The organism is Achromobacter sp. 1011811831 (assembly GCF_059760905.1).
The window spans coordinates 133,986-159,686 of the sequence record NZ_JCBANG010000001.1; the positions used below are offsets into that span (position 1 = coordinate 133,986).

The 25,701-nt window shown below is 66.4% G+C and carries 28 protein-coding genes and 3 tRNA genes; 9 read left to right on the forward strand and 22 right to left on the reverse strand.

Annotation, left to right across the window (positions count from 1 at the left end):
* The first annotated feature begins 71 nt into the window (after nt 1-71).
* Nucleotides 72-1,547 (forward strand): DEAD/DEAH box helicase, encoded by a 1,476-nt coding sequence (locus AC6LJ9_RS00440; RefSeq protein WP_498146067.1) that lies wholly within the window; start codon nt 72-74, stop codon nt 1,545-1,547.
* A 133-nt stretch (nt 1,548-1,680) separates the two neighbouring features.
* On the opposite strand, the gene AC6LJ9_RS00445 is transcribed toward AC6LJ9_RS00440, so the two are convergent.
* Nucleotides 1,681-2,064: a thioredoxin family protein gene (locus AC6LJ9_RS00445; RefSeq protein ID WP_212315102.1), complete on the reverse strand. Its 384-nt coding sequence runs from the start codon at nt 2,062-2,064 to the stop codon at nt 1,681-1,683.
* A gap of 64 nt (nt 2,065-2,128) precedes the next feature.
* Between AC6LJ9_RS00445 and AC6LJ9_RS00450 the strand changes: the two genes are divergently transcribed.
* The 3 genes from AC6LJ9_RS00450 to AC6LJ9_RS00460 all read left to right on the forward strand — a co-directional run bounded on the left by AC6LJ9_RS00450 (nt 2,129) and on the right by AC6LJ9_RS00460 (nt 4,826).
* Nucleotides 2,129-2,929, forward strand: a complete 801-nt coding sequence (locus AC6LJ9_RS00450; protein ID WP_498146068.1) for an EI24 domain-containing protein — start codon at nt 2,129-2,131, stop codon at nt 2,927-2,929.
* Nucleotides 2,930-2,979: 50 nt separating this feature from the next.
* Nucleotides 2,980-3,795 carry a competence/damage-inducible protein A gene (locus AC6LJ9_RS00455; protein ID WP_212315098.1) on the forward strand — a complete coding sequence of 272 codons (816 nt, stop codon included), beginning with the start codon at nt 2,980-2,982 and terminating at the stop codon, nt 3,793-3,795.
* 167 nt (nt 3,796-3,962) lie between these two features.
* The gene (locus AC6LJ9_RS00460; protein ID WP_212315095.1) at nt 3,963-4,826 is read left to right on the forward strand and encodes an IclR family transcriptional regulator; all 864 of its coding nucleotides are present in this window, start codon (nt 3,963-3,965) and stop codon (nt 4,824-4,826) included.
* Nucleotides 4,827-4,944: 118 nt separating this feature from the next.
* On the opposite strand, the gene AC6LJ9_RS00465 is transcribed toward AC6LJ9_RS00460, so the two are convergent.
* Nucleotides 4,945-5,922, reverse strand: a complete 978-nt coding sequence (locus tag AC6LJ9_RS00465) for a tripartite tricarboxylate transporter substrate binding protein BugD (RefSeq protein ID WP_498146069.1) — start codon at nt 5,920-5,922, stop codon at nt 4,945-4,947.
* A 378-nt stretch (nt 5,923-6,300) separates the two neighbouring features.
* Here AC6LJ9_RS00465 and phaP point away from each other — a divergent pair, with 378 nt between their 5' ends.
* On the forward strand, nt 6,301-6,879 hold the full coding sequence (phaP, locus tag AC6LJ9_RS00470) for a TIGR01841 family phasin (RefSeq protein WP_103272696.1): 579 nt from the start codon (nt 6,301-6,303) through the stop codon (nt 6,877-6,879).
* Nucleotides 6,880-7,055: 176 nt separating this feature from the next.
* Here phaP and AC6LJ9_RS00475 read toward each other — a convergent pair whose 3' ends face one another.
* From AC6LJ9_RS00475 to AC6LJ9_RS00495, 5 genes are read right to left on the reverse strand one after another with little or no spacing between them, the layout of a single operon-like run.
* Entirely contained in the window at nt 7,056-8,102 is a 1,047-nt protein-coding gene (locus AC6LJ9_RS00475; RefSeq protein WP_498146070.1) for a quinone-dependent dihydroorotate dehydrogenase, read from the reverse strand.
* Between the two features lie 48 nt (nt 8,103-8,150).
* A complete protein-coding gene (locus AC6LJ9_RS00480; protein ID WP_498146071.1) occupies nt 8,151-8,888 on the reverse strand; it encodes an arginyltransferase in 738 nt (245 codons plus the stop codon).
* 53 nt (nt 8,889-8,941) lie between these two features.
* The gene (aat, locus tag AC6LJ9_RS00485; RefSeq protein WP_498146072.1) at nt 8,942-9,712 is read right to left on the reverse strand and encodes a leucyl/phenylalanyl-tRNA--protein transferase; all 771 of its coding nucleotides are present in this window, start codon (nt 9,710-9,712) and stop codon (nt 8,942-8,944) included.
* Complete coding sequence (locus AC6LJ9_RS00490) at nt 9,709-10,290, reverse strand: NUDIX hydrolase (protein WP_498146073.1); 582 nt, start codon at nt 10,288-10,290, stop codon at nt 9,709-9,711. Before AC6LJ9_RS00490 ends, aat begins: the two co-directional genes overlap by 4 nt.
* Nucleotides 10,291-10,300: 10 nt before the next feature.
* On the reverse strand, nt 10,301-11,230 hold the full coding sequence (locus tag AC6LJ9_RS00495; protein WP_498146074.1) for a LysR family transcriptional regulator: 930 nt from the start codon (nt 11,228-11,230) through the stop codon (nt 10,301-10,303).
* Between the two features lie 130 nt (nt 11,231-11,360).
* Between AC6LJ9_RS00495 and AC6LJ9_RS00500 the strand changes: the two genes are divergently transcribed.
* Nucleotides 11,361-11,762 carry a DoxX family protein gene (locus tag AC6LJ9_RS00500; RefSeq protein ID WP_498146075.1) on the forward strand — a complete coding sequence of 134 codons (402 nt, stop codon included), beginning with the start codon at nt 11,361-11,363 and terminating at the stop codon, nt 11,760-11,762.
* Nucleotides 11,763-11,848: 86 nt separating this feature from the next.
* Here AC6LJ9_RS00500 and AC6LJ9_RS00505 read toward each other — a convergent pair whose 3' ends face one another.
* The 13 genes from AC6LJ9_RS00505 to AC6LJ9_RS00565 form a co-directional block, all read right to left on the reverse strand.
* Complete coding sequence (locus AC6LJ9_RS00505) at nt 11,849-12,280, reverse strand: hypothetical protein (protein WP_498146076.1); 432 nt, start codon at nt 12,278-12,280, stop codon at nt 11,849-11,851.
* Nucleotides 12,277-12,903 carry a DUF2946 family protein gene (locus AC6LJ9_RS00510; RefSeq protein WP_498146077.1) on the reverse strand — a complete coding sequence of 209 codons (627 nt, stop codon included), beginning with the start codon at nt 12,901-12,903 and terminating at the stop codon, nt 12,277-12,279. The genes AC6LJ9_RS00505 and AC6LJ9_RS00510 overlap by 4 nt, the downstream gene beginning before the upstream one ends.
* 1 nt (nt 12,904) lies before the next feature.
* On the reverse strand, nt 12,905-13,294 hold the full coding sequence (locus AC6LJ9_RS00515) for a hypothetical protein (protein ID WP_498146078.1): 390 nt from the start codon (nt 13,292-13,294) through the stop codon (nt 12,905-12,907).
* Between the two features lie 68 nt (nt 13,295-13,362).
* Nucleotides 13,363-13,436 (reverse strand) — tRNA-Cys (locus tag AC6LJ9_RS00520).
* A gap of 54 nt (nt 13,437-13,490) precedes the next feature.
* A tRNA-Gly gene (locus AC6LJ9_RS00525) sits at nt 13,491-13,566 on the reverse strand.
* A 238-nt stretch (nt 13,567-13,804) separates the two neighbouring features.
* Nucleotides 13,805-14,488 carry a Fe2+-dependent dioxygenase gene (locus AC6LJ9_RS00530; protein WP_498146079.1) on the reverse strand — a complete coding sequence of 228 codons (684 nt, stop codon included), beginning with the start codon at nt 14,486-14,488 and terminating at the stop codon, nt 13,805-13,807.
* A gap of 23 nt (nt 14,489-14,511) precedes the next feature.
* Nucleotides 14,512-16,722 (reverse strand): TonB-dependent receptor, encoded by a 2,211-nt coding sequence (locus tag AC6LJ9_RS00535; RefSeq protein WP_498146080.1) that lies wholly within the window; start codon nt 16,720-16,722, stop codon nt 14,512-14,514.
* A 175-nt stretch (nt 16,723-16,897) separates the two neighbouring features.
* Nucleotides 16,898-17,824: a dihydrodipicolinate synthase family protein gene (locus AC6LJ9_RS00540; RefSeq protein WP_498146081.1), complete on the reverse strand. Its 927-nt coding sequence runs from the start codon at nt 17,822-17,824 to the stop codon at nt 16,898-16,900.
* Nucleotides 17,825-17,853: 29 nt separating this feature from the next.
* Nucleotides 17,854-19,407 (reverse strand): UxaA family hydrolase, encoded by a 1,554-nt coding sequence (locus tag AC6LJ9_RS00545; RefSeq protein ID WP_498146082.1) that lies wholly within the window; start codon nt 19,405-19,407, stop codon nt 17,854-17,856.
* A 20-nt stretch (nt 19,408-19,427) separates the two neighbouring features.
* Nucleotides 19,428-20,225, reverse strand: coding sequence for a transporter substrate-binding domain-containing protein (locus tag AC6LJ9_RS00550; protein ID WP_498146083.1), 798 nt, complete (start codon nt 20,223-20,225; stop codon nt 19,428-19,430).
* 50 nt (nt 20,226-20,275) lie between these two features.
* The gene (locus tag AC6LJ9_RS00555; RefSeq protein WP_498146084.1) at nt 20,276-21,004 is read right to left on the reverse strand and encodes an amino acid ABC transporter ATP-binding protein; all 729 of its coding nucleotides are present in this window, start codon (nt 21,002-21,004) and stop codon (nt 20,276-20,278) included.
* Nucleotides 21,005-21,038: 34 nt separating this feature from the next.
* Nucleotides 21,039-21,683, reverse strand: a complete 645-nt coding sequence (locus AC6LJ9_RS00560) for an amino acid ABC transporter permease (protein ID WP_498146085.1) — start codon at nt 21,681-21,683, stop codon at nt 21,039-21,041.
* Nucleotides 21,684-21,724: 41 nt separating this feature from the next.
* Nucleotides 21,725-22,408 (reverse strand): amino acid ABC transporter permease, encoded by a 684-nt coding sequence (locus tag AC6LJ9_RS00565; protein ID WP_498146086.1) that lies wholly within the window; start codon nt 22,406-22,408, stop codon nt 21,725-21,727.
* 196 nt (nt 22,409-22,604) lie between these two features.
* On the opposite strand from AC6LJ9_RS00565, the gene AC6LJ9_RS00570 reads away from it, so the two are divergent.
* A complete protein-coding gene (locus AC6LJ9_RS00570) occupies nt 22,605-23,603 on the forward strand; it encodes a GntR family transcriptional regulator (protein WP_498146087.1) in 999 nt (332 codons plus the stop codon).
* Nucleotides 23,604-23,691: 88 nt separating this feature from the next.
* On the opposite strand, the gene AC6LJ9_RS00575 is transcribed toward AC6LJ9_RS00570, so the two are convergent.
* Together AC6LJ9_RS00575 and AC6LJ9_RS00580 are read right to left on the reverse strand one after the other, a co-directional pair.
* Nucleotides 23,692-23,767 (reverse strand) — tRNA-Gly (locus tag AC6LJ9_RS00575).
* Nucleotides 23,768-23,914: 147 nt separating this feature from the next.
* On the reverse strand, nt 23,915-24,508 hold the full coding sequence (locus AC6LJ9_RS00580; RefSeq protein WP_498146088.1) for a cytochrome b: 594 nt from the start codon (nt 24,506-24,508) through the stop codon (nt 23,915-23,917).
* Between the two features lie 294 nt (nt 24,509-24,802).
* Here AC6LJ9_RS00580 and gspG point away from each other — a divergent pair, with 294 nt between their 5' ends.
* Nucleotides 24,803-25,231 carry a type II secretion system major pseudopilin GspG gene (gene gspG / locus AC6LJ9_RS00585; protein ID WP_103272820.1) on the forward strand — a complete coding sequence of 143 codons (429 nt, stop codon included), beginning with the start codon at nt 24,803-24,805 and terminating at the stop codon, nt 25,229-25,231.
* Nucleotides 25,221-25,700 carry a lytic transglycosylase domain-containing protein gene (locus tag AC6LJ9_RS00590; RefSeq protein WP_498146089.1) on the forward strand — a complete coding sequence of 160 codons (480 nt, stop codon included), beginning with the start codon at nt 25,221-25,223 and terminating at the stop codon, nt 25,698-25,700. The genes gspG and AC6LJ9_RS00590 overlap by 11 nt, the downstream gene beginning before the upstream one ends.
* The last annotated feature ends 1 nt before the right edge of the window (nt 25,701 follow it).

Consider the following 25,701-nt stretch of genomic DNA (forward strand, 5'->3'; position numbering starts at 1 on the left):
CGTATGCACGGCAGTGCCCATGCACTCTCGTTTTGTTCTTTTTCACTGGTCCCGGTATCTGCCTAACCCTGATGACTGACTCCACTCAATCCGTAGCACCCGCCGCCGAGGCCCCCGCGCCTTCGTTTGCCGATTTCGGCCTGCATCCCCTGCTGCTGCAGTCCATCGCCGAAACCGGCTACACCAAGCCTACGCCGATCCAGGCGCAAGCGATTCCGGTCGTGGTGGAGGGGCGCGACGTCATGGGCGCCGCCCAGACCGGCACTGGCAAGACCGCCGCGTTCACCGTGCCCATCCTGCACCGCCTGATGCCGCTGGCCAACGCCAGCGCCTCGCCGGCGCGGCACCCGGTGCGCGCGCTGATCCTCACGCCCACGCGCGAACTGGCGGACCAGGTCTACGAGAGCGTCAAGCGCTACAGCAAGCAGACGCCGCTGCGCTCGGCCGTGGTGTTCGGCGGCGTCGACATCGGTCCGCAGCGCGAAGCGCTGCGCCGTGGCTGCGAAATCCTGGTCGCCACGCCGGGCCGCCTGCTGGATCACGTGGAACAGAAGAACGTGAACCTGGGTCAGGTCGGCATCCTGGTGCTGGACGAGGCCGACCGCATGCTGGACATGGGCTTCCTGCCCGACCTTGAGCGCATCATCCGCCTGCTGCCCGCGCAGCGCCAAGGCTTGCTGTTCTCGGCCACCTTCAGCAACGAAATCCGCAAGCTGGGCCGCTCGTACCTGAACCAGCCGGTCGAGATCGAGGTCGCCGCTCGCAACGCCACCGCCAACACCATCACGCAGATCGCCTACAAGATGTCGGGCGACAACAAGCGCGCGGCCGTGGTGCACCTGGTGAAGTCGCGTGGCCTGAAGCAGGTCATCGTGTTCTCCAACACCAAGATCGGCACCGCCCGCCTGGCCCGCCAGCTCGAACGCGATGGCGTGAAGGCCGAATCCATCCACGGCGACAAGACCCAGGCTGATCGCATGAAGGCGCTGGAAGCCTTCAAGGCCGGCGACCTGGAAGTGCTGGTGGCTACCGACGTGGCCGCGCGCGGCCTGGACGTGGCCGGCGTGCCTTGCGTCATCAACTACGACCTGCCGTACAACGCCGAAGACTACGTGCACCGCATCGGCCGTACCGGCCGCGCGGGCGCGTCGGGCGAAGCCATCGCGCTGTTCACGGCGGAAGAAGAGCGCTACCTGCTCGACATCGAGAAGCTGATCAAGCGCGAAGTGCCGCGCGGCACGCTGGACGTGCCCGCCGACCTGATCGCCCGCGGCCACGGCCGTGGCGAGGAGCGCAGCTCGCCGCGCGAGGGCCGCGAAGGACGCGAGCGTGGTGAACGCGGCGATCGTGGCGATCGCGGTCGTTCCGAGCGTGGGTCCGAGCGCCGCTCGTCGTATTCCGCGCCGCGCCAGCCCGTGGACGATTTCTTCCTCAAGCCCTACGAGCCGTCGGCCGCCGCGCCCACCCCCGAAAAGGACGCGCCGGTCAAGTCGAATGGCGCCAAGCGCCAGGTCGCCGTGCTGCTCGGCGGCAGCCGCAAGCCCTGAGGCGGGGCGTCGGCAGATTCCTACGCCCATCAGCCGGTTCCGCTTGCGACCCGCGCGGTTGATCGGGCCGGCCACATGAGAAAAAGGCGCCCGCAGGGCGCCTCTTTCATGTGGCCAGTCTCAGGCCGTCAATTCAGACCGTCAACAGCGCCGGCAGGTCGGGCAAGCCCGTCGTCACCGTGGCGCTGCCTGCGTCCAGGCTGGCGAGCAGGCGTTCGAGATGACCGATATGCGGCAGCATCGGACCGTAGAACAGCACGCGGCCGCCGAGCTGGACCAGCAGGGTGGGGAAGTTCTCGACTTCCTCGTCGCCCAGCAGTTCGGCGTGCTCTTCGATGTCGATCCAGGCGAACACGCGCTCGGGCATGGTCTCGGCCAGCGCCAGCAACTTGGGTTTGTACTGCTCGCAGGTGTCGCACCAGGCGGCGCAGAAACAGGCGATGAGCCAGGCGTCGGGCGCGGCGCCCAGGCGCGTGCGCAGGGCGGCAAGATCGGTACCGGGAACGAGTAGGGGCATACGAGCGAAGCTAGGCGGGTTTGACCTATCATACCCGGGATGCCCATCACCCTTTGCCCGCCTCATGACCGCCTTGCGCACAGACTTTGACACGCCTCAGCCCGGCCGTTTTTCCCGCAGCGCCGCTGGCGTCGGACTGGCCTTCAAGCGGGCGCTGGTGTCGCAGTGCCATCCGACCATGCTGTTCGCGGTGCTGATGCCGTTCCTGATCGCCCTGGTCGGCGCCTTTCTTCTGCTCTGGCTGTTCTGGACGCCGCTCACGGACTGGCTGCGCGTGGAGGCCTCGCACTGGGACTTCGTCAACCGCACTGACGAATGGCTGGTGGCGATGGGATTGTTCTCGCTGAAGATCTACCTGGTCCCGGTGGTTGCCGCGGCCATCCTGCTGCCGGTTTCCGGCATCCTGGGCCTGGCCATCGCCGCCGTGTTCGTGATGCCGCTGGTGCTGCGCCATGTGGGTCATCGTGAATACGCCGGGCTCGTCTTGCAAGGCAAGCATTCCACCGCGGTCAGCGTCTGGAACGCTGTGTGGGTGTCGGCTGCCTTCGCCGCCGGCTGGCTGCTGACGCTGCCGCTGTGGCTGGTGCCGCCCATGGCCTTGATCCTGCCGATTTTCTGGTGGGCCTTCGCGTTCTCGCGCATGATGCGGGTGGACGCCATCGTCGAGCATGCCAGCCCGGCGGAGCGCCGCCTGCTGATCCAGCGCCACAATGGCGGTTTCTGGGTCATCGGCCTGATCTGTTCGCTGCTGAACCTGCTACCGCCGGCCTGGATCATCCTGCCGGTGTTCTCGGCCCTGGTCAACGCGCACTACGGGCTCGAGGCGCTCAAACGCCTGCGCGATGAGCGCGTCATCGACGTCTGAGCGCGTCGCGCGATCCCCCCATAATTCGATCCTCACACCTGGAACTGGACATGGCCGCAGAACCCGCCGCCCGTCGTATCGGCCTGATCATCGTCGGAGACGAAATCCTGTCGGGGCGCCGACAGGACAAGCACTTTTCCAAAGTCGTCGAGCTGCTGTCCGCGCGCGGCATGCAACTGGGCTGGGCGGAATTCCTGCCCGATGATCGCGATGCGCTGACGGCCGCCTATCGGCGCAGCTTCGCCTCCGGCGATGTGGTGCTGTCCTGCGGCGGCATCGGCGGTACGCCTGACGACCATACCCGCCAGGCCGCGGCGGCCGCGCTGGACCTGCCGCTGGCGCTGCATCCCGAGGCCGAGGAGGCCATCGCACTGCGCACCGCCGAGATGGCGGCCAAGGGGCAGGGCACGGCCGACATGAGCACGCCCGAGAACCAGCAGCGCCTGCAGATGGGCGTGTTCCCGCAAGGCTGCGAGATCGTGCCGAATCCCTACAACCGCATTCCCGGCTTCTTCATCCGCGACCACACGTTCGTCCCGGGCTTTCCCGTCATGGCCTGGCCCATGCTCGAATGGACGCTGGACACGCGCTATCGTGCAATGCAGCATCAGCGCAGTCATGTCGAGCATTCCTTCCTGGTTTTCCGCATGCCGGAGTCCCGCATCACACCGGCGATGCAGACCGTCGAATCGCGCTGGCCGGGCGTGCGGGCCTTCAGCCTGCCCAGCGTGGGCGAGGCTGGCGGCGCGCCGCATATCGACCTGGGCGTGAAGGGCGAACCCGAAGCCGCCGCGCAAGCCTTGGCTTTCCTCAGGGCTGAAGTCTTGCGGCTGGGCGGCAAGCTGGAGCCGCCGGCCGCGGCCTGAGCTTGACGAATGGCTGAACAAAAAGGGGGCGACCCCTTTTATTCAGTCCAAAATACCCATTGCCAAATGCCTTGGTAAATTTCACAATACGGGAAAGAACTGTTTGCTGCGTTGCCGCAAGGCCGGTCTCTTTCGGCGGCGCGGCCAGAAGCCTCCAACTCTCTCCTATGTCCCGTCTCCCGACACCCCGCAACACCCTGGACGCCGATAGCGACGGCGCCGCAAGCCATCCCATCGCCATACAAGTGATCGAGCGCGCCATGCGGCTGCTCGATGCGCTGGCCGCCCAGCCCGACCCCGTCACGCTGAAAGAGCTGTCGGCCACGACCGGGCTGCACGCGTCCACGGCGCACCGGATCCTCAACGACCTGGTGGTGGGCCGCTACGTGGAACGGGTGGACAACGGCCTATACCAGCTGGGCATGCGTCTGCTGGAACTGGGGTCGCTGGTCAAGGGGCGGCTCAACGTGCGCGAGGCGGCGGTGTCGGCGATGCGTTCGCTGCACAAACTCACGGGCCAGACCATCAACCTGTCGGTGCAGCAGGGCGACGAGATCGTCTACATCGAGCGGGCCTGGAGCGAGCGCTCCGGCATGCAGGTGGTGCGGGCCATCGGCGGCCGCGCGCCGCTGCACCTGACGTCCACCGGCAAGCTGTTCCTGTCCACCGGCGACACCCGCCAGGTCCGCGCCTATGCGCTGCGCACCGGATTGGCCGGGCACACGCGCAACAGCCTGACCGACCTGGAGCGCCTGGAGCGCGAGCTGGCCCTGGTGCGGCGCCACGGCTACGCGCGCGACAACGAGGAACTGGAGCTGGGCGTGCGCTGTATCGCCGCCGGCATCTTCGACGATACCGGCAAGCTGGTGGCGGGGCTGTCGATCTCGGCGCCGGCCGAGCGCCTGCAGGATGAATGGATCAAGTCGCTGGTGGATACCGCCGCCAGCATTTCCGAGGCGCTGGGCTACGAGCCACCGGTCTCGGGCGGCGCCAATGGACTGAGCCTGCAGGCCGAAACATTGCGCGGCTGAGCAGGCGCGCGGCATGTTTGCCGCGCCTTCAAGAGCGCCTGCCCTGGCGCGGATCAGCGGCCTGAAAAAAAGCCCCCTTTCCTGCGAAAGGGGGCTTTCTCTTTGCGGGTCACGCAGCTTATTGCTGCTCGACGCCCGCCTTCTTGAACAGCTCGGCCCACTGCGGCACCTGCTGCTTGACCTTGGCGTCCAGCGCCTGCGGGTTGGCTTCCTTGGTCAGCACCGTGGCGCCCAGCTGCTTCATGCGGTCCTGGAACTTGGGATCGGCCAGGCCGGCCTGCAGGCTCTTGATGAGCTTGTCGACCACGGGCTTGGGCGTGCCCTTCGGCACCCACATGCCGTGCCAGATGCCGACCTCGAATCCCTTGAAGCCGGATTCGTCCATGGTGGGCAGCTTGGACAGCGTGGGCACGCGCTGCAGGCTGGTGACGGCGTAGGCTTTGACCGAGCCGGCGTTGATCTGCTGGGTGGTGTTGGTGGTCTGGTCGCAGAGCAGGTCCACCTGCTTGCCGAGCAGGTCGTTCATCGCCGGGGCGGTGCCCTTGTAGGGGATGGTCAGCAGCTGCACGCCCAGGGCCTCGACCAGCATGGTGCCGCACAGATGGCTGGCGGCGCCGATGCCGGCGTTGGCCAGCGAGACCTTGTCCTTGTTCTTTTTGACGTACTCGGCCAGCTCCTGGATGGTGTTGGGCGGGAAGTCGGAACGGGCGATGATGGTCATCGGCACATCAACCACCAGGCCGATGGGCTCGAAGCTCTTGTATGGATCGTAGCCGGGGTTCTTGTACAGCGAGGGGGCGGTCGAGAAGCCCGCGTGCATCAGCAGCACCGAGTAGCCGTCAGGCTGGGCGCGCGCCACCTGGGTGGTGCCGATGGTGCCGCCGGCCCCGCCCTTGTTTTCGACCACGACAGTCTGGCCCAGCGTCGGACGCATGGCTTCGGCGAGCGAGCGCGCCACGTTGTCCGTCGGTCCGCCTGCGGCGAAAGGCACCACCATGTTGATGGCGCGTTCCGGATATTCCGCCTGGGCGGCGCCGGCCGTAACCATGGCAGCGGCCGCGAGCAGGGCCGAAAGCGTGCGGGGGATGAGGGTCATGGAGTCTCCATTGCAGGGTTTCACTTGCTGCGTATTTCTTTATAAGTCGCTGACTTTTAGTAGGGTTCTGTATGTCATCAGCGTGCAAAGAGTGTAGAAAAGAATTGATACGCCGTCATGTCCGGTATTTCCCGAGTCATGGGAAAAGCTTGTGCTGGATCAAATCGGAACGCGGGCGTGCACTGTTAAAGTGCAAATGGTTGTTGCGTTGCACAAAATTTGCTTGACAAGTTTTTTTCGGACTCTAGAATGTCAATTGTGCAGTGCATCAAACGCGCCGGCGGTAGCTTGTAGTACCAGTTTCCGCGCACGTTCCATCTCGTCGCAGACACCATCCTGATTTGCCGGGTATTCCGGCTGAACACCTAGGAGCATTCTATGAGCGCCATTCCGCAACAAGTCCTGGACCGCCAGAAGGCCAGCGTCAACACCTTCGTCGCCGCCCAGGCCGTCGTTTTCTCCGGCTTCGAAAAGCTGGTCGAGCTGAACCTGAAGGTCGTCAAGGCCACCCTGGACGAAGTCGCCCAGAAGTCGCAGCAAGCCGCTGAAGTCAAGGATCCGCAGGAAGCCGCCGCGTTCGCCACCGGCCTGCTGCAACCGGGCGCCGAAAAGGCCCTGGCCTACAGCAAGCACGTGTACGACATCGTCGCCGGCGTGCAAGGCAAGCTGGTCAAGCTGACCGAAGAGCAGATCGCCGAAGGCCAGCAGCAGCTGAGCGAAGCCGTCGAGCACTTCTCGAAGAATGCCCCGACCGGCTCGGAAAGCGCCGTCGCCCTGATCAAGTCCTCGCTGGCCACCGCGACCAGCGCCTACGATTCGCTGACCAAGGCCGCCAAGCAGGCCGCCGAAGTCGCCGAGTCGAACCTGAATGCCGCCGCCAACGCGACCTTCAAGGCTGCCTCGGATGCCGCCGATGCCGCCACCAAGGTTGCCAGCCGCAGCCGTCGCAGCGCCTGAGTTTTTTCAGGCGCGCGCATGGTGCGCAAACCGCAGTAATGTAGTACTGTTGAGTGACAGAGCAGAGCTGGAATTAGGGCCACCCATCGGGTGGCCCCTTTTTTTGCCTGCGATTTGTGTGCGCTCGGTCCAGAGCGGGCAGGCCCCGGCCCGGGCGGGCCGGGATTGCGGGTTGCTCAGCGCGCGCCGGCGACCGCCTTGACGCATTCGCCCACCAGCGCCGGGCCGCGATAGATCAGGCCGGTGTAGAGCTGCACCGCGTCGGCGCCGGCCTGCATCTTTTCCTGCGCCGCTTTGCCGGACAGCACGCCGCCCACGCCGATGATGGCCATGCGGTTTCCCAGCTGTTCCTTCAGGCGCCGGATCACCGCGAGCGACAGCTCGTGCACGGGCGCGCCCGACAGGCCGCCCGCTTCCTCGGCGTGGGCCATGCCCGCGACCGCGTCGCGCGACAGCGTGGTGTTGGTGGCGATGACGCCGTCGATGCCGTGGCGCGGCAGCGTGTCGGCGATGGCGTCGATCTGCTCCGGGGTCAGGTCCGGCGCGATCTTCACGGCCATCGGCACGCGGCGCTGGTGCTGGTCCTCGAGCGCCTTGCGCTTGTCGGCCAGCTGGGCCAGCAGCGCCGACAGTTCGTCGCCGCCCTGCAGCGCGCGCAGGTTCTTGGTGTTGGGCGAGGAAATATTGACGGTCACGTAGTCGGCGTGCGGATACACCCCCGCCAGGCCGATCAGGTAATCGTCGGCGGCGCGCTCGATGGGCGTGTCGGCATTCTTGCCGATGTTCAGGCCCAGGATGCCGCCCTGCTTGCGCCACTGGCTGCGCTGCACGTTGGCGAGGAAGGCGTCCAGGCCCTGGTTGTTGAAGCCCAGCCGGTTGATCAGCGCATTGGCGCGCGGCAGCCGGAACATGCGCGGCTTGGGATTGCCGGGCTGCGCGCGCGGGGTCACGGTGCCGACCTCGATGAAGCCGAATCCCAGGTTGCCGAGCGCGTCGATGTAGGCGCCGTTCTTGTCCAGCCCCGCGGCCAGGCCGATGGGATTGGCCAGCCGCATGCCCATCAGCGTGGTCGGCGCCTGCGGCTGCGCGTGCAGCAGCTTGCGCGTGGCGCCGCATTCATAGGCGCGTTGCAGCCCGGACAGGGTGACTTCGTGGGCGGTTTCCGCGTCCATGGCGAACAGCGCCGGGCGGGCCAGGGGATAGGCGTGGAAGAGGATAGACATGAGGCGGGATTGTAATTTGTCTTGGGGCGGCCCGTCCGCCGCCGCCGCTCAGGCCGTCGGCGCCGGCGGGCCGTCCCGCCATTGCCCGTCCACCAGGAACTGCGCCGGATGGAAGCTGGCCTTATAGGACATCTTGCGGCTTTCGGCGATCCAGTAGCCCAGGTACAGCCAGGGCAGGCTGAGCGTGCGGCACTGCTCGATCTGCCAGAGGATGCTGTAGGTGCCGAGGCTGCCGGGCACGTCCGGATCGTAGAAGGTGTAGACCGAGGACAGGCCGTCGTCCAGCACGTCGATGATGGACACCATCACCAGCGCGCCCGCCGGATCGCGGAACTCCACCAGCCGCGTGTTGACGCGGCTGGTGAGCAGGAACTGCGCATACTGGGTGCGGCTGTCCTCGTCCATGCCGCCGCCGGGGTGGCGGCCTTGCTGGTAACGCGTGTACAGGCGGTAATGCTCGGGCGACCAGGCCAGCTCGGCCACGAAGGACTGCAGCGGCTGATGGTCGCGCCAGGCGCGGCGCTGGCTGCGGTTGGGCGCGAAGCCGGTGGCATCCACGCGCACCGGCACACAGGCCTGGCAGTTGTCGCAATGGGGGCGGTAGGTGAACAGGCCGCTGCGGCGAAAGCCCTGCTCGACGAGCTGGGAATACGTGCCGGCGTTGATCAGATGGCCGGGCGCAGCCACTTGCGACCGGGCCTGGCGACCCGGCAGATAGCTGCAAGGGTAGGGAGCGGTCGCGTAGAACTGCAGCGTGGAGAAGGGTAGTTCTTTTAGCTGGCTCATGGGATGCTCGGGATGCGCGGGCGGACCCGCGTGGGACGGCTACATATTAACGCTTAAGCGGGGGATTCCGGCTCGTCCTTGCGGGCGAGCGGATGCAGCATGCCGGCGCTGTCCAGCCAGCCGGGCGTCCAGGCCAGCGACGGCTGCGTGGTGGCGGCGCGCACGTGTTGCAGGAACTTCGAACGCGCGATCGGACGGGCGCCCAGGCTGGCCAGGTGGCGGGTCTGCTGCTGGCAGTCGATCAGCGTCACGCCTTGCGCCGTCAGGTGCCGCACCAGGTAGGCCAGGGCGATCTTGGAGGCGTCGGTGCTGCGGGTGAACATGGATTCGCCGTAGAACATGCGTCCCAGGCTGATCCCGTACAGGCCGCCGGCCAGTTCGCCGTCGATCCAGGTTTCGATGCTGTGGACGCGTCCCGCCTGATGCCAGGCCAGATAGGCTTCCTGCATGGCGGCGGTGATCCAGGTGCCCGGCTGGCCGTCGCGCGGCGCCGCGCATTGGCGCATGACCTCGGCGAAGGCCGTGTCCACGCGCACCTGCACGCGCGGCGCGGCCGCGTGCTCGTCGCGCGCGATCTGGCGCAGCAGCTTGCGCAGCGAGTGCGAGGGCGAGAAATGGGCGCACTCCAGCACCATGCGTGGATCCGGACTCCACCACAGCACGGGCTCGCCTTCCGAGTACCAGGGGAAGATGCCGCTGGAATAGGCCTGGGTCAGGCGCTGCACCGACAGGTCGGCGCCGGCCGCGAGCAGGCCGTCCGGTTCCGTCAGCGCGAACTCCGCGGGTGGAAACGGCGTGTCTGCGGCGAGCCAGGGCAGCTTCAACGGTGCGATTCTAGGGTGTAGTGATGCGGTCCGAAGGTGCCGTGCTTGCGGTCTTCGAAGTAGCGGCGCAGGGTGCTGGACACCGTGCGGAAGGCCAGGTCGTCCCAGGGGATCTCGGCCTCGTCGTAGTAGCGCGCTTCCAGGCTCTCGGGGCCGGGATCCAGTTCGGGGCCCTGCGCGTGCGCCAGGTAGAACACATGCACCTGCTCGATCTGCGGTACGTCAATGATGGTGTAGATCTCGCCCAGTTCGATACGGGCGCCGGATTCCTCCAGTGTTTCGCGCGCCGCGCCCTGCGCGGTGCTTTCGCCCAGTTCCATGAAGCCCGCCGGCAGCGTCCAGGTGTTGTAGCGCGGCTCGATCGCGCGCCTGCACAACAGCACGCGGTTTTCCCAGACTGGAACCGTGCCGACCACCAGTCGGGGGTTCTGGTAGTGGATCGCGCCGCAATGGTCGCAGATGTCGCGCTCGCGGTTGTCGCCTTCGGGTACGCGGCGGTTCACGGGCGAACCGCATTGGCTGCAGAAGCGCGCCCGGCGCGGCGCGGGGAAATATTCGATGGGCGATTTTGCGGTCATGGACAGGATTCTACCGGCTGCGGCGCTTCGCTGCGCCCGGAGCTGGCACCGGCCGGGGCGCGGCGAAACGCGCCTCCAGGTGCTCGACGAAGGAGCGGACTTTTGGGGACAGAAAGCGGCGGTGCGGATACACGGCATACATGGCGATGGAGGTGTTCGTATAGTCCGTCAGGATCTCGGTGAGCCGGCCGGCCCGCACGTCCTCGCCAACCAGGAACTCCGGTTGCAGGATGACGCCATGCCCGGCCAGCGCGGCGGTGCGCAGCACGTCGCCATTGTTGGCCCGCAGCGCCGCGTTCACGCGCAGCAGCCGCACCTGTCCGTCCTTCTCGAAATGCCATTCGTTGCCGGTGCTGGCGTAGGCGTAGTGCAGGCAGCGATGCTGCTTCAGGTCTTCGGGCGTGGCCGGCGTGCCATGCCGGCGCAGGTAGTCGGGCGAGGCGCAGACCAGCAGCCGCTGCGGCGCCAGCGGCCGCGCCACCAGCGACGAGTCTTGCAATGGGCCGATGCGCACGGCCACGTCGTAGCCGTCTTCCACCAGGTCCACGACACGGTCGTTCAGGTCCAGGTCGATGACCACGTCCGGGTATATCTGCAGGTACTCGGCGATGGCCGGCCCCAGGTGCAGGATGCCGAAGGATACGGGAGCGCTGATGCGCAGCCGGCCGCTGGGACGCTGGCCTTCGGCCTGCAGGGCCTGCTCCAGGTCCGCGACCTCGGCCAGTATCGGGCGCACGCGTTCATAGAAGGCGCGTCCGGCGTCCGTCATGCTGAGCTTGCGGGTGGTGCGGTTGAGCAGCCGCACGCCGTACTTCTGTTCCAGATAGGCGATCTGGCGCGTCACCACGGAGCGGGCCTGGCCCATCTTGTCCGCGGCGGCGGCGAATGAGCCCAGTTCCACGACCTTGGCGTAGGTCTGCATGGCGATATGCGTATCCAAGATTGTTTCCTTTTTGGGAACAATAATTTGCGATTTTGCATGTTTATCTTTGTTTTAGGAATCGCAAAAATGGCGCCCATCAAGAATCTTCCCGTCCTGGGCGATTCATGTTCCAGACAAGGAGAACGCAATGATCGATAACCGTACCGCGCCCTATGCGGCGCTGCTGCTGCGCGTGGCGCTGGGCGTCATGTTCCTGGCCCACGGCCTGACCAAGCTGCTGGTCTACACGTTGCCGGGCACGGCGCAGTTCTTCGCCAAGATCGGTTTCGCCGGCTGGCTGGCCTATCCCGTGACCATTTTCGAAGTCGCCGCGGGCGTGTTGCTGATCCTGGGCGTGTGGCCGCGCTGGGTCGCCGCCATCGCGGTGGTGCAGCTGTTCGTCGCGTCGACCGTGCACTTCGGCAATGGCTGGGGTTTCGGCAATCCGGGCGGCGGCTGGGAATACCCGATCTTCCTGACCGTGGCGGCGGCCGTGCTGGCGCTGCTGGGTGACGGCAAGTTCGCGCTCAAGCCGGGCCGCCGAGGCTGAGTGTCAGGCGCGACCATGCCCGTGAAAGAGGCGCATCCGGGGTAGCGGCGGCTGGCTGCCGTCCATCCTGGATCGCCGTCTTGGCCTCAGGCGCAACTGGCTGGGAATGTCTGGCGCCAGTGTTCGTACGCTTCCGGGGCTTGCGGCACGTCGGCCAGCATCCGTTCGATATGTCGGAAATCGAAGCTGCGGGCGTAGTCGCGCAGGACCTCGTCGCTCAGCTCATCCTCGTAGCCGGCGATGAACAGAACGGCCAGGGCGCCCTGCAGGGATGTGAAGGAATGCCAGGGCGCGTCGATGTCTTCAAGCGAGCACTGCTCGAAGCGGCGCCTGGCCTGATCGAAATAGTTGAGGACGGTGCCGCTTTCCCACAAGGCGACGATATCGCGCTCGGCGATGGGCGAGGATTTCCAGTAATGGGCAGGCTGGCATCGATATCCAAACGGGCCGCCTTGATCATCGGCGGCAAGATGGTCGATGAGTCCCTGGGACAGGCCAATATCGCGCAGGCTGGTCATGTGGAGTTGTCGCCGGGTGAGCGTGCGGTTGCCGGTGCGGGCGCGGCGGGTTCGAAACCGAGGATCAGCGGCAGGTCCGCTCGCGCCGCCATGCGCAGCGGCGCCCGACCATAAGCCGCGCATTCAACCATCAGGGGCGGCTGTCCAGGAGTCAGTCCGGCCAGGGCGTCCAGCAGCATGGCGCCGTCTTGCGTGCGCAAGAGGTCCAGCAGCGCCGGCAGATCACGGTCCAGCACGATGCCGGGGCCCGCGGGCGTCACGGCATACATGCTGCCCGCGTCATCCAGCCACCAGGCGCTGATTGCCGTGACCGGCTGGTTCGTGTGCGTCAGCAGGGCCCGGCCCGCATCGTCCAGGCGCAGCACATATGGCGCCGCGTCCAGCCGCAGGTAGACGCGCTGCGGCCCGTTTTGGAAGAACCAGCGGCCGGCGTCGTCATGCGCGTAGTTGCGGCCGATGAAATCCAGGATCTGGGAGTTGGTGATGGATTCGCCGCGGCCGCCCTGCGCGGACAGTCCCTGCGGGTGAAAGCGCCAGCGGCCGCGCGCGTCCAGCGACAGCCAGCCGTACGCCGCCGGCACGTCGGGCCAGCGGGCGATGGCGTCTTTCACCGATTGATCCATCTCAGGGTCTGATCACGATGGGGGGCGGGTTGATCACGATCGCGGGCGCGACCGGCATCATGGGAACCATGGCTGGCCGCGGCGCGTAGCCGTAAGCATAGCCCCGGTCGTCATCGTCATCCCGGCACTTGCGCTTTTCGCTGTAGTCGCCATTGCGCTTCCATTTGCGCTCGACCTTACAGGCGCCGTCCCAGTACTTTTCTTTGTACTCACCGCGCTTGTAGCGGTGGTGGTGATCGTCGTCGTCGGCCCGGGCCGCCAGGGGCGCCAGGGCGATCAGCGTGGCGGCGGATAGCACCCACAGGATCGCGGCGGGACGGCGGCCCGCCGGCGCGCGGGATTCCATATTCTTGAGCATGGTGGTGTCGTCAGTGGAAAACGGCGACACCATAGCAATCAACCGCCTGACCGGAGGTAGGGATGGGTAACCAGATGCTCGGGGGGAAGGGGGAAAGATGCTGGAGGCGCAAGCCGGAATCGAACCGACGTACACGGATTTGCAATCCGCTGCATAACCACTCTGCCATTGCGCCAGCACTTGCAAGAAAAAAGGAAGCTCGGGGTGGCCGTTGCTTCCTTTTTGTATTTGGAGCGGGAGACGAGTCTCGAACTCGCGACCTCAACCTTGGCAAGGTTGCGCTCTACCAACTGAGCTACTCCCGCGTTTGCATTGCTGCATTTTGATGCTTGCCGTTCATTGTTCGCAGGCCGCTATTCGCGATTTGCTGCGCACTGGCATTCACCAAAGACAGCGATTATACACAGATTTCGGGACGTGTGCGTGAAAGTGGCAAGGCGGGCGCAAGATGGCGGTCAGCCGGAGCGTGGGCGCCGCCTAATGCCGACCTGCGTGGCCGGCGTCGGCGGCGCCCGGGGGCTTTGGAGAGGTCTACGCTGGGCGCTAGGGATGCGCCCAGCGGCGCAGCAGGTTGTGGTACGCGCCGGTCAGGCGGACCACCACGCCATGGCCTGCGCCCAGCTGCTGGCCGGCATCCTGGATGGCGCCGTCCAGGTCGAACAGCAGCCCGCGCTGGCCATCGTCGCGGATCATGCTCTGGATCCAGAAGAACGAGCACAGGCGCATGCCGCGCGTCACAGGCGTGACGCGATGCAGGCTGCCGGCGGGATACAGCACCATGTCTCCCGCCGGCAGCTTGACCGCATGTTCGCCATAGGTGTCCTGGATGACGAGCTCGCCGCCGTCGTAGCTGTCCGGTTCGGCCAGGAACAGCGTGGCCGACAGGTCGGTGCGGATGCCGGAGGCCGCGCCGGGCGGATAGCGGATGGCGTTGTCCACATGCAGGCCGAAGGACTGGCCTTCGCCGTAGACGTTGAACAGCTTGGGAAAGATGCGCGCCGGCAGCGCGGCCGACATGAAGAGCGGGTTGCGGGCCAGGCCCTGGTCGATCAGCGCGGCGGCCTGCAGCCCCTGTTCGGAATCGGCGGGTAGCTGCAGGTTGTTCTTCACCAGGGCGGACTGGAAGCCGGCCGTGCCGCGACCGTCCAGCCAGTCTGCCTGCAGCAGCAGTTGCTGGCAGCTTGCGAGCTGGCCGGCGGCCAGCACGCCGGGTATGTGGACGATCATCGCGGCGGCTTCCTGCCTGTTGCCTAGAACTTGTAGATGGCCGACAGCATGGCCGAGCGGCCGTCGCCGTATTCGACGGCGGACGAGCGCGACTCGGTGCCTGCCACCTGACGCACGCGTTCGACATAGGCCTTGTCGGTCAGGTTCTCGACGTTGAGCTGCAGCTTGAGGTTGCGGTTCACGTCGTAGGACGCCATCACGCTGTGGATCCAGTAGGCGTCGAGCTTGCCGTCGCCCTGCGAGGTGACGTTGCGCGTGCCCACGGCGCGCGCGCCGTAGCCGACCGTCCAGCCGCCGGGCAGGGCATAGGTGGTCCACAGGCTGAAGGAGTTGCGCGGCGTGTTGCCCAGGGCGCGGCCCACGCGCAGCGGCTGGGTGGCCGACTTGCGCGTTTCGCTGTCCATGTAGGTGTAGTTGGCGTACACGTCCCACTGCGGCGTGACCTTGCCGGACAGGTTCAGCTCCAGGCCCTTCACGCGCTGGGCGCCGGCGAGCAGGTAGCTGCCATCGGCCAGCGATTCGCGGGCATTGGTCTTGTCCACCTGGAACAGCGCGCCGCCCAGCGCCAGGCGCTGATCCAGCAATTCCCATTTGGTGCCCAGTTCGACCGTGCGGTTCTTTTCCGGCGCCAGGCTGTTGTTCTTGGCATCCAGGCCACCGCCCGTGGTGACCAGGAACTCCGCCGACGGGTTGAAGGACGTGCCGTAGGCCACATAGATGCGGCCGTTCTCGGCGGGCTTGAACGTCAGGCCGACGCGCGTGCTGAGCTTGCGGTCGGCGCTGTCGACGTCCAGGCGCGTGCCGCCGACGGGGCGGCTGGACGATGTGGCGTCGATCCAGTCGTAGCGCAGTCCCAGGCTGACATCGAACATCCGGCCCAGCGCGATGGTGTCCATCGCATAGAGCGCCTTGGTGTCCAGGCTGGTCTTGTTGCGGGCGGAATCGCTCTTGCTGGTGGGGCCGTCCCAGCGGCCGGGCGGCCGGGACAGCTCGAAGCCGCCCGCGGGATAGTAGCGGTTGATGTTGTAGGAGTAGGTCGTGCGGTCATAGGTTTCGCGCGAGATCTCGAAACCCGTCACCAGCGTATGGCCCAGCCCGAAGGTGTCGAACTTGCTGGTCAGGTTGGTCTGGTTGACCCACATTTCGGTGGTGGAATCGCGGCCATAGCCCTGCGGGCCCGCCGGCTTGTAGTAGCCCGGCCGCATGCCGCGCAGATCCACGTGCGAGGCCGATACGGTCGTGTCACGGCTCAGGCTGGAATAGCGGGTCAGGTTCTGCAGCTTGAGGTCGGCCGAGAAGTCGTGCTCGAGCTTGGCGGTGAGCGCGTTGGACTGGATCTTCTCCTTGTCCAGGTTGCGCCAGCCGAAATAGGACTCCCGCGAGACGCCGTCGAGTCGCTTGCCATAGAGCGCCGGCACGCCGAAATCGGGCAGGTTGTCGTCGGTCTGGTGCAGGAAGCTCAGCGTCAGCCGCGTTGGCCCGTTCATGCCCAGCGTCAGCGAAGGCGCCACGGCCCAGCGGCGCTTGTCGATTTGATCGCGGCCGGGCACGTCGTTGCCATGGGCCATCAGGTTCAGGCGGAAGGCGGCAAAGCCCTCGCTGCCCAGCGTCTGGTTGGTGTCGACCGTGAGCCGCTTGTAGCGGTCGGTGCCCAGGCGCGCGGCGATCTCGGTGGCGTCCGTGGACTTGGGCAGCTTGCTGATCATGTTGATGCTGCCGCCGGTGGTGCCCGAGCCGCCGAAGACCGAGTTGGGCCCCTTGATGACTTCCACCGAGTCGAGGTTGAAGAGGTCGCTGCGGCTGGTCTGCGCGCTGTCGCGCAGGCCGTCTAGCTGCATGTTCGCGTTGGCGCTGAAGCCACGGATATTGATGGAATCGCCGGAGCCACCGCCGCCTTCGCCCGCGTTGAAGGTAATGCCCGAGACATTGGACAGGGCCTGCCGCAGGCTGAGCGCGTTCTGCTCGTCCAGCACCTGGCGCGGCACCACGGTGATGGTCTGCGGCACGTCCAGCAGCGGCACGGCGTACTTGGCCGATCCGGAAACGTCGGTCTTGGAACCATTGACCGCTTGTCCGCTGACCGTGACCGGTGCCAACTGCACGCTTGTTCCGCCGTCGGGGGCGCCCTGGGCATAGGCCGGCGCGGCCAGGGTGGCGGCGGTCGCGGCCGCGAAGGCGGAATAGAGGCTGGCGCGGGGCGGCAGGGCGCGGGAGCGGATGTACGGCGAGGTCATGATGAAATCCTTTTTTAATAGGAATGGTTCCTATTTTTATTAAAGATTCATCGAGCCTGTCGCTGCAATCGGATAAGTCCTATTCGTGATGGAAATGTATGAGCCGGGGCGCTGCGGGTCATCCTGAGCGCGGTAGCCGTCAACAGGATGATCCCCAAGCTCGCCAGCGCCGCTATCAGGCCCAGCGCAGCACGAGCGGGTCCAGCCGACGGGCGATGTCCAGCAGGCTTTTGCGCGTCTCGGGATGCAGGGCGGGCCAGGGATGCCTGGGCGCGTCGCAGCGGATGATGCCGCCTTCCTTCATGAGGGCCTTGGCCGCCAGAAAACCCGCCTGCCGGTTCTCATGGTTGATCAGGGGAAGCCAGGCCTGGTACTGCGCATAGGCCCGGTCCCGGTCTCCCGCCCGATAGGCGTCGATGATGGGCCGGATGCCGTCGGCATAGCCGCCGCCCGTCATGGATCCGGTGGCACCGGCGTCCAGGTCGGCCAGCAGCGTGATCCCTTCCTCGCCGTCCCAGGGGCCTTCGATGGCCTCGCCGCCCAGCTGGATGAGCTCGCGCAGTTTCGCCGCCGCGCCCGCCGTTTCCATCTTGAAATACGACACCTGCTCGATTTCGCGGGCCATGCGCGCCAGGAAGGCGGGCGACATCGGTGTGCCCGCCACGGGCGCATCCTGGATCATGATGGGAATGCGCAGCGCATCGGACAGGGTCGCGTAGAAACCGTGGATCTGCGTTTCGCCGACCCGGAACGTCGCGCCATGATAGGGCGGCATGACCATCACCATGGCGGCGCCCATGTCCTGGGCGCGCCGGCTGCGCTCGACGCAGACGCCCGAGCTGAAGTGGCTGGTGGTGACGATGACCGGCACGCGGCCGTCCACGCATTGCAGGATCTGCCGCGTCAGGATCTCGCGTTCGTCGTCGGCCAGCAGGAATTGCTCCGAGTAGTTTGCCAGCGCGCACAGGCCATCGACGCCGGAGTCGATCATGAACTGCACGCAGCGGCGCTGGCCGTCCAGGTCCAGGCTGCCGTCTTCGTTGAAGATCGTCGGCACGACGGGGTAGAGGCCGCGATGGCGGGGAGGATGGGAGAGGCTCATGGGATTCCAATCAGGGAGGATGGGAGGGATCAGGTGATCACGCTGGTCTGCCAGGGCACGAATTCCTGTTGCCCATACCCATGGCGCTCGCTGCGCGACGGCGCGCCGGAAGCGGTGGCAAGCAGTTGTTCGAACAGGATCGCGCCCAGTTCGGCGATGCCGCGGGTGCCGTCCAGCACATCGCCGCAGTTCAGGTCCATGTCGTCGGCCTGCCGGCGCCACAGGGCGGTATTGGTGGCCAGCTTGAAAGAGGGCGCCGGCGCGCAGCCGTAGGCGGAGCCGCGTCCCGTGGTGAAGCAGATCAGATTGGCGCCGCCGGCGACCTGGCCGGTGGCCGAGACCGGGTCATAGCCCGGCGTATCCATGAAGACCAGGCCTTGCGCGCGCACGGGTTCGGCGTATTGGTAGACCTCGACCAGGTTGGTGGAGCCGGCCTTGGCGATGCCGCCCAGCGATTTTTCCAGCACCGTGGTCAGGCCGCCGGCCTTGTTGCCGGATGAGGGATTGTTGTCCATCGAGGCGCCGTTGCGGGCGCAGTAGTCCTCCCACCAACGGATCCGTTCGAGGAGCTTGCGTCCGACGTCCGGCGTTTGCGCGCGCCGGGTCAACAGGTGTTCGGCGCCATAGATCTCCGGCGTCTCGGAAAGAATCGCCGTGCCGCCGTGCTGGACAAGCAGGTCCACCGCCGCGCCCAGGACCGGGTTGGCCGAGATGCCCGAATAACCGTCCGATCCGCCGCATTGCAGGCCCAGACGCAGGTGGCTGGCCGGCACGGCCTGCCGGCGCACGGCGTTGGCCTGGGGCAGCATCTCTCGGATCAGCTCGATTCCCTTGCGGATTGTGTGGACAGTGCCCCCACTGTCCTGGATGGTGAAGGTCCGCAGGCCGGGACTCTCGGCGAGGCCCTGCGTGGCCAGCAGGCGCGGGATCTGATTGGTTTCGCAACCCAGCCCGATGATCAGCACGCCGGCGAAGTTGGGGTGGCAGGCATAGCCGCCCAGCGTGCGCTGGAGCATCTTCAGGCCGTCGCCTTCGGCGTCCATCGCACAGCCGCTGTGATGGGTCAGCGCGACCACGCCATCGACATGGGGGTAGTCGGCCAGGGCCTCGGGATGGATGTCGCGCCGGAAGTGATCGGCGATCGCGCGCGCCACCGTGGCCGAGCAATTCACGCTGGTCAGGATGCCGATGTAGTTGCGCGTGGCTATCCTGCCGTCGGCCCGTGGGATGCCCAGGAACGTGGCGGGCTCGGCCGCCATCGTCGTGGCGCGCGCTTCGGCCGAGTGGGCGTAGTCGCGCACGAAATCGCCGATGCTCAAATTGTGGCTGTGCACGTGCTGCCCCGGACTGATCGGCTGGCTGGCGAAGCCGATGATCTGGCCATAGCGACGGACCGGCTCACCGGCGGCCAGCGTCCGCGTCGCCATCTTGTGGCCGGGCGGAACCAATCCGGAAACGGTCACCGCTTCGCTGGCGACATAGACGCCCGCGATCAGCTGGTCCAGGGCCACGACCACGTCGTCGCGCGGATGCAGGCGGATGACGCGCACCGGTTTCAAGGGGGCGGTATCGTTGCTGGGCATGTTGTGTTTCCCCGGGTGGCTCAGCGCTGCATGTCCGCCGGCAAGGGCATGCCGAAGTAGCGTTGATAGATCTCGTTGAATGTGCCGTTCTTCAGGTTCGCGGTAACCCAGCCGTCCAGCCAGGCTTTCAGCTCGGGCTCGTTCTTGCGCAGCCCCACGGCATAGGGATAGGCCGTGGCGGTGAACTTGGGCACGATGTCGCGCGCCGGGTTGGCCTGCCTGATCGCGAGCAGCACGCTGGGAGCGCCGACCAGGAAGTCCTGCTGGCCCGTGGCCACGGCGGTATTGGTGGTGGCATCGTCCTCGTAGCGGACGATTCTCGCGCCGGACACATCCTTCAGTCCGCGGCTCAGCTCCTGGTCGCTGGTGGTGCCGCGCGTCACCGCGATGGTCTTGCCGCGCAGGTCGGCAAAGCTGGCGACCGAAACCGACGCGGGGCCGGCCACCAGCACGGGCACGACGCCGTAGGGCTCGGAGTACGCCACGACCTTCTTGCGCTCTTCGGTGATCGAGAAAGAGGCCAGCACCACGTCGACCTTGCGGCTCAGCAGGTAGGGCACCCGGTTCGGGCCGTTCACCGGCACGATCTCCAGGGCCACCCCCAGATCCTTGGCGAGCAACCGCGCCGCTTCGACGTCCGACCCCGTCTGGCGCGCCTGCTCATCGAGCATGCCGTAGGGCGGCGCGCTGATGTCGACGCCGACCAGGATCTTCTGGCGTTGCCTGATGGTTTCGAGCGTGTTGGACCAGGCGCCGGCGCTGGCCAGGAGCAGGCTGGATGCGACGAGCGCGGAAAGCAGTCGGGACAGGATTTTCATGGGATTCTCACTATGGATTGGCGGGATGGATGGCGGGCGGCGTGGCGAGGCTACAGGCCGCTGGAAATGAACTGCCGCAATTCGGGGGTGCGAGGCTGATCGAGCATGCGGCCGTCTCCGTGCTCCCAGACGACGCCGTCGTGCATGAACAGGATCTGGTCGGCCACCGATCTGGCGAACGCCATTTCATGGGTCACGAGCACCATGGTCATGCCCTCGGCGGCGAGCGACTCGATTACGCGCAGGACTTCGCCGGTGAGTTCCGGATCCAGCGCCGAGGTCACCTCGTCGAACAGCATCAGCTTGGGCTGCATGGCCAGCGAGCGGGCGATCGCCGCGCGTTGTTGCTGTCCGCCGGACAATTGCTCAGGGTAGTAGTGGGCGCGGTCCCGCATGCCTACCTTGTCCAGAACCTGCACGGCCAGCGCGTCGGCCTGCGCGTCCGGCAGGCCCTTGACCTTGCAGGGCGCCAGCTTGACGTTCTGCAGCACGGTCAGATGGGGAAAGAGGTTGTAGGCCTGGAAGACGATGCCGACTTCCTGGCGCAGCGCCAGCAGGTCATGGCCGCCACGCTCCAGCGCCCTGCCGCAGACATGCAGCTGGCCGTCCTGGATCGTTTCCAGTCCGTTGATGCAGCGCAGCGCCGTGGTCTTGCCCGAGCCGCTGCGGCCGATCAGCGCCACGACCTGGCCCGGGGCGACGGAAAAGCTGACGCCCTTCAATACCTGGGCATCGCCGAAGGACTTCCGGACCTGCCTGAAGCAAACGATGTCGCTCATGGAATCTGTCTCCTGTTTTTTTACAGCTCGCCGCCTAGGCGCGGCGCAGGCGTTTCTCGAGCCGGTACGAGAGCACCGACAGGGGGTAGCAGATGGCGAAGTACAGGACGGCCGCGATGCTGAACACCGCGAAGGGCTCGAAGGTCGAGTTGTTCACGACGCGGGCGGAGTAGGTCAGGTCGAAGAAGCCGATCACCACCGCATAGGAAGAGTTCTTCACGATCTGCACCAGGAATCCCACAGTGGGCGCCACCGCGATGCGCGCCGCTTGCGGCAGCACCACATGCCGGACGCATTGCAGCGGGCGCAACGCCAGGCATTCGGCGGCTTCCCACTGCGTCTTCGAGACGGCCTGGATACAGGCTTTCCAGATCTCCGCCAGGAACGCGGCCGAATACAGCGTCATCGCCAGGCCCGCAGCCGCCAGGCTGGGCAGGTCATAGCCGGCGATGCTGATGCCGAAATAGCAAAGGAACATCAGGACGGGTAGCGGAATGCCTTGCACCAGCTGGATGAACGCGCCCGTCGCGGCGCGCCACAGGCGCGCGCCACGGCTGCGCAACAGCGCCAGCGGCAGTCCCAGCAGCGCGCCGCCGGCGAAGCCGATGAGCGACAGCAGCAGCGTCCAGCCCGCGCCATGGAAGATGAAGCGCAATTGTTCGAAGGAAATGCCCAGCATGTGCCGACTCCGCAGGGGGGATGGATGACTGCCGTGGGGCGCTACAGGGGCGTGCCAAGCCGGCGTTGCCGGGTGAACGCCGTGCGGGCCAGGCCGGCCATCAGCAGGCGCAACAGCCAGGACAGGCAGAGATAGACCAGGGCGACGACCAGGTAGATCTCGAACCCGCGAAACGTCTCGGATTGGACGCTGTAGCCGGCCGACGTCAATTCCTCGACGGAGATCTGGGACATGATCGAGGTCGCCAGCAGCATCAGCACGAACTGGCTGACGAGCGCCGGGTACATGCGTTCCACCGCCTGGGGCAGGACCACCAGGCGCAGGACCTTCCAGCGGTTCATGCCCAGACAGGACGCGGCCTCGATCTGGCCGCGAGGAATCGACTCGATGCCCGCCCGCAGGATTTCCGTGGTGTACGCGGATACGTTGATCACCAGGGCGATGACCGCGGCTGCAACCGCCGGAATGCGCACCTGCAGGGAGGCCAGGCCGAAGAACAGCCAGAAGGCCTGGATCACCAGCGGCGTGTTGCGGATCACATCGACGTAGGCCGTGACGATCCGGCGCGCCGGCTGCGGCCCTTGCGTGCGGATCACGGCCAACAGCGCGCCCGCCAGGAATCCCAGCGCGATCGTCGCCAGCGACATGAGCGCCGTCGAGCGCGCGCCGGCCAGGAAGGCATCCCAATGCGTGGACAGGAAGCTGAAGTCGAAGTCGTAGTCCATGATTTCCCGCCCGGAAGGCTCGCGCTCGGAGTCGATAAAGGGTTGTTGCCGGCAATGATCAAAAATATAAACGATCAATGTCGGCAATAAGCGCTATCGTTTTCCCTAGCTGCTTCATATCGGGTGCGTGCTTGTCTTACGATTCGGTCTGACGCACAACCGATGCATACCAGTGAAGCCGTTCACGAATACGTTCATGTCCCCCGAATCCTCCTTGCCCGAAACGTCCGCCAGCACGCCTCTCTACGCCCGCATCGCGGACCTGTTGCGCCAGGCGCTGGCCGGCGGCGCGCTGCCGCCGGGCATGGTGTTGCTCGAGGGGCCGTTGTCCGAATTGCTGGGGGTCACGCGCAACCCCGTGCGCCAGGCGCTGCGCGAGCTGGAAAACGAAGGATTGGTTGCGCGGTTCGACGGCCGGGGCATGCTGGCGGGCGGCGCGTCCGAGACGCCCTTGCGGCAGCCGCTGACGCCCGGGATGCTGGGCATGGGCGATGAGAGCGAACCCGTGCGCAAGGCGCAGGGCTGGGAGCACATCTACCACGCGGTCGAGCACGACGTGGTCCATCTGTCGGTGTTCGGCGCCTATCGGCTCAACGAAGTCGAGCTGGCGCGGCACTTCGGGGTCGGTCGGACCGCCGCGCGCGATGTGCTGCTGCGGCTTGAAGGGCTGGGTCTGGTGGGCAAGGACGAGCGCCAGCGCTGGATCGTCACGCCGCTGGACGAGCGACGCATCCGCAACCTTTATCAGCTGCGCTGGCTGCTGGAGCCCGCCGCGCTGGCCGGCGCGGCCGCCGGCACGTCCGCCGAAGAGATTGCCGCGATGGCGCAACGGCTGCGACGCGCCAAGGCGCGCTATCCGCGCCTGACCCGAGCCGAGCTGGATGGGCTGGAGCATGACCTGCATGTCGCGCTGATCGGCCGTTGTCCCAACGACAGCATCCTCGAAAGCCTGCAGCGCACGCGCTGCATCCTGACGCTGAGCAAGCATGTGCTGGGCGCTGCCGCGCCCATGCCCAACGAAGATCCGTTCATGCAGGAGCACCTGGGCGTGCTGGAAGCGCTGGCGCGGGGCGAGACGGGACAGGCGCAGGAAGCGTTGCGGCGCCACTTGGAAGCGTCGTGCCTGAAGATCGTCGAGCGTGTGGGCCAGATCCACGAGCGGGTGCCCGCGCCGAGGCTGCCTTATCTCGCGTGAAGAGGGATCGCGCGGAAATGAAAAAAGGGCCGACAGGCCCTTTTTTCAAGGATGCGCAGACTCTGGTGGAAATCTGCGGATCGGATGTTGGAGCGGGAGACGAGTCTCGAACTCGCGACCTCAACCTTGGCAAGGTTGCGCTCTACCAACTGAGCTACTCCCGCGTTTTTGGCTGGCGTCGCCGTCATGCCGACAGCGCCGTTGCCTGCGCCTAGCTTTCGGGTCAATCAACCGGAATCAAGGCGGGAGCGAATTCTACCCGAATTCCGGATTTGCGCAAAACCGCGATGCGCCAGCGTCCGGGGTGTCGCTCAGGACGCGTTCTGCAGGCGCTGTCCGCGCCGCGCCAGGCGCCAGCCCGGACGGCCCATGTGGCCCAGCGTGCCGTCCTTGACGACCCAGTGATGCCACAGCGCGGCGCCGATGTGCGCGGCCAGCAGGGCGTAGAGCAGGAAGCCGAGCCATTCGTGGGCCTGGACCATGTAGCGGACCAACTGCGGATCGGCGTCCACCAGCCGGGGGAAGTCCCAGCCCATGCCGGGCATCGGAATGACCAGGCCCTTGGCGTTGACGATGACCCAGCCGGCCAGGCATTCGCCCAGCACGAAGACATACATGGCCAGGTGGACGATGTGGGCGCACCACTGCTGCAGGGTGGTCGCGCCGATGGGTTTGGCGCGGCTCGCGCGCAGCGCGCTGCGCATCAGCATCACGACCAGCAGCGCCATGCCGCTGCCGATGTGCACGATCATGATCGGCCGCATCCGCATGTCGGCGTGCTCGACCAGCAGATGGCGCAGTTCGCCGGCCAGCACCAGTGAGCACATCAGGGTCACGCTCAGCCAATGCAAGGCGATCTGGGCTCGGGAATAGCCGCCGTGGGCGGCATGAAGAGACGGATTCATGCTTCGTCGTTCCTGGGTTGCGCGCCTGTCGGCGCCGAAAAAAAGGCGCCATTGAAGCGGCACGGCGGAACGGACGCCACGCTTCTCAGGGTTTTCTAAATAGGAGTGCGCGCGATTGCGTCGCGTCGACGGACCGCGCAATTTAGATTCGTTTTGGAAACGTTGAGGCCGTGCATGCGCGGTGCCAAGATGCCGGCCTTTCCCAGAAGGCGGCACGCCGATCCGCCGTCCGCGCGCCGTGCCGCGCGAGGGATCCGCCGCGAGCGCGGCGCTCTTTGGATACCAAGCGCAATCATGAAGACTTTCAATCTGCGGCGTGGCCGCGCCGCGCAGCAGGGCTTCACCTTGCTGGAACTGCTGGTCGTGTTGCTGATCATCGCCTTGCTGGCGGGCTACGTCGGGCCCAAGCTCTTTTCCCAGGTCGACCGCGCCAAGGTGCGCGCCACCCAGGCGCAGATGAAGACGCTGGGCGATGCGCTGGTGCAGTACCGGCTGGACGTGGGCAGCTATCCCTCGTCCGACCAGGGATTGCAGGCGCTGGTCAAGGCGCCGCAGGGCATATCGAATTGGTACGGCCCCTACCTGGCGAAGGACGTGCCCGCCGATGCGTGGGGGCGGCCTTATCAGCTGAACGTGCCGGGGCGCGGCGGCGAGGCAGAGATCGTTTCGCTGGGCGAGGAAGGCCGGGCGGGCGGCAATGGGGAACTGGTCTATGGCCTCTAGGGCGCGCGCCGCGCTGGCGGTCGCCTGCCTGTTGTCGGCTTCTGCCGCGAGCGCGGCGCCTGATTGCTGGCGCGTCGCCGGCCAGCGCCACGGCATCGATCCCTTGTTGCTCTATGCCATCGCCAGCGCGGAGTCGTCGCTCGATGCCCGGGCCATCAACCGCAATCGCGACGGCAGCCATGACATCGGCCTGATGCAGATCAACAGCATGCACCTGCCCGACCTCGCGCGCCAGGGCATCACGCGCCAGCGCCTGCTGGACGAGCCCTGCCTGTCGATCGACGTGGGCGCGTCCATCCTGTCCGGTTTCATCAGGCGGCATGGCCGCACCTGGCGCGCCGTCGGCGCGTACAACGCCGGCAGCGCGGCGAACCGAGAGGTCGCCAGGACGCGCTATGTCGAGCGGGTATGGCCGCTGTACCTGGAATTGGCGGGCGAGCGCGAACGGCGCCGCCGGGTTGGCGGCTGAC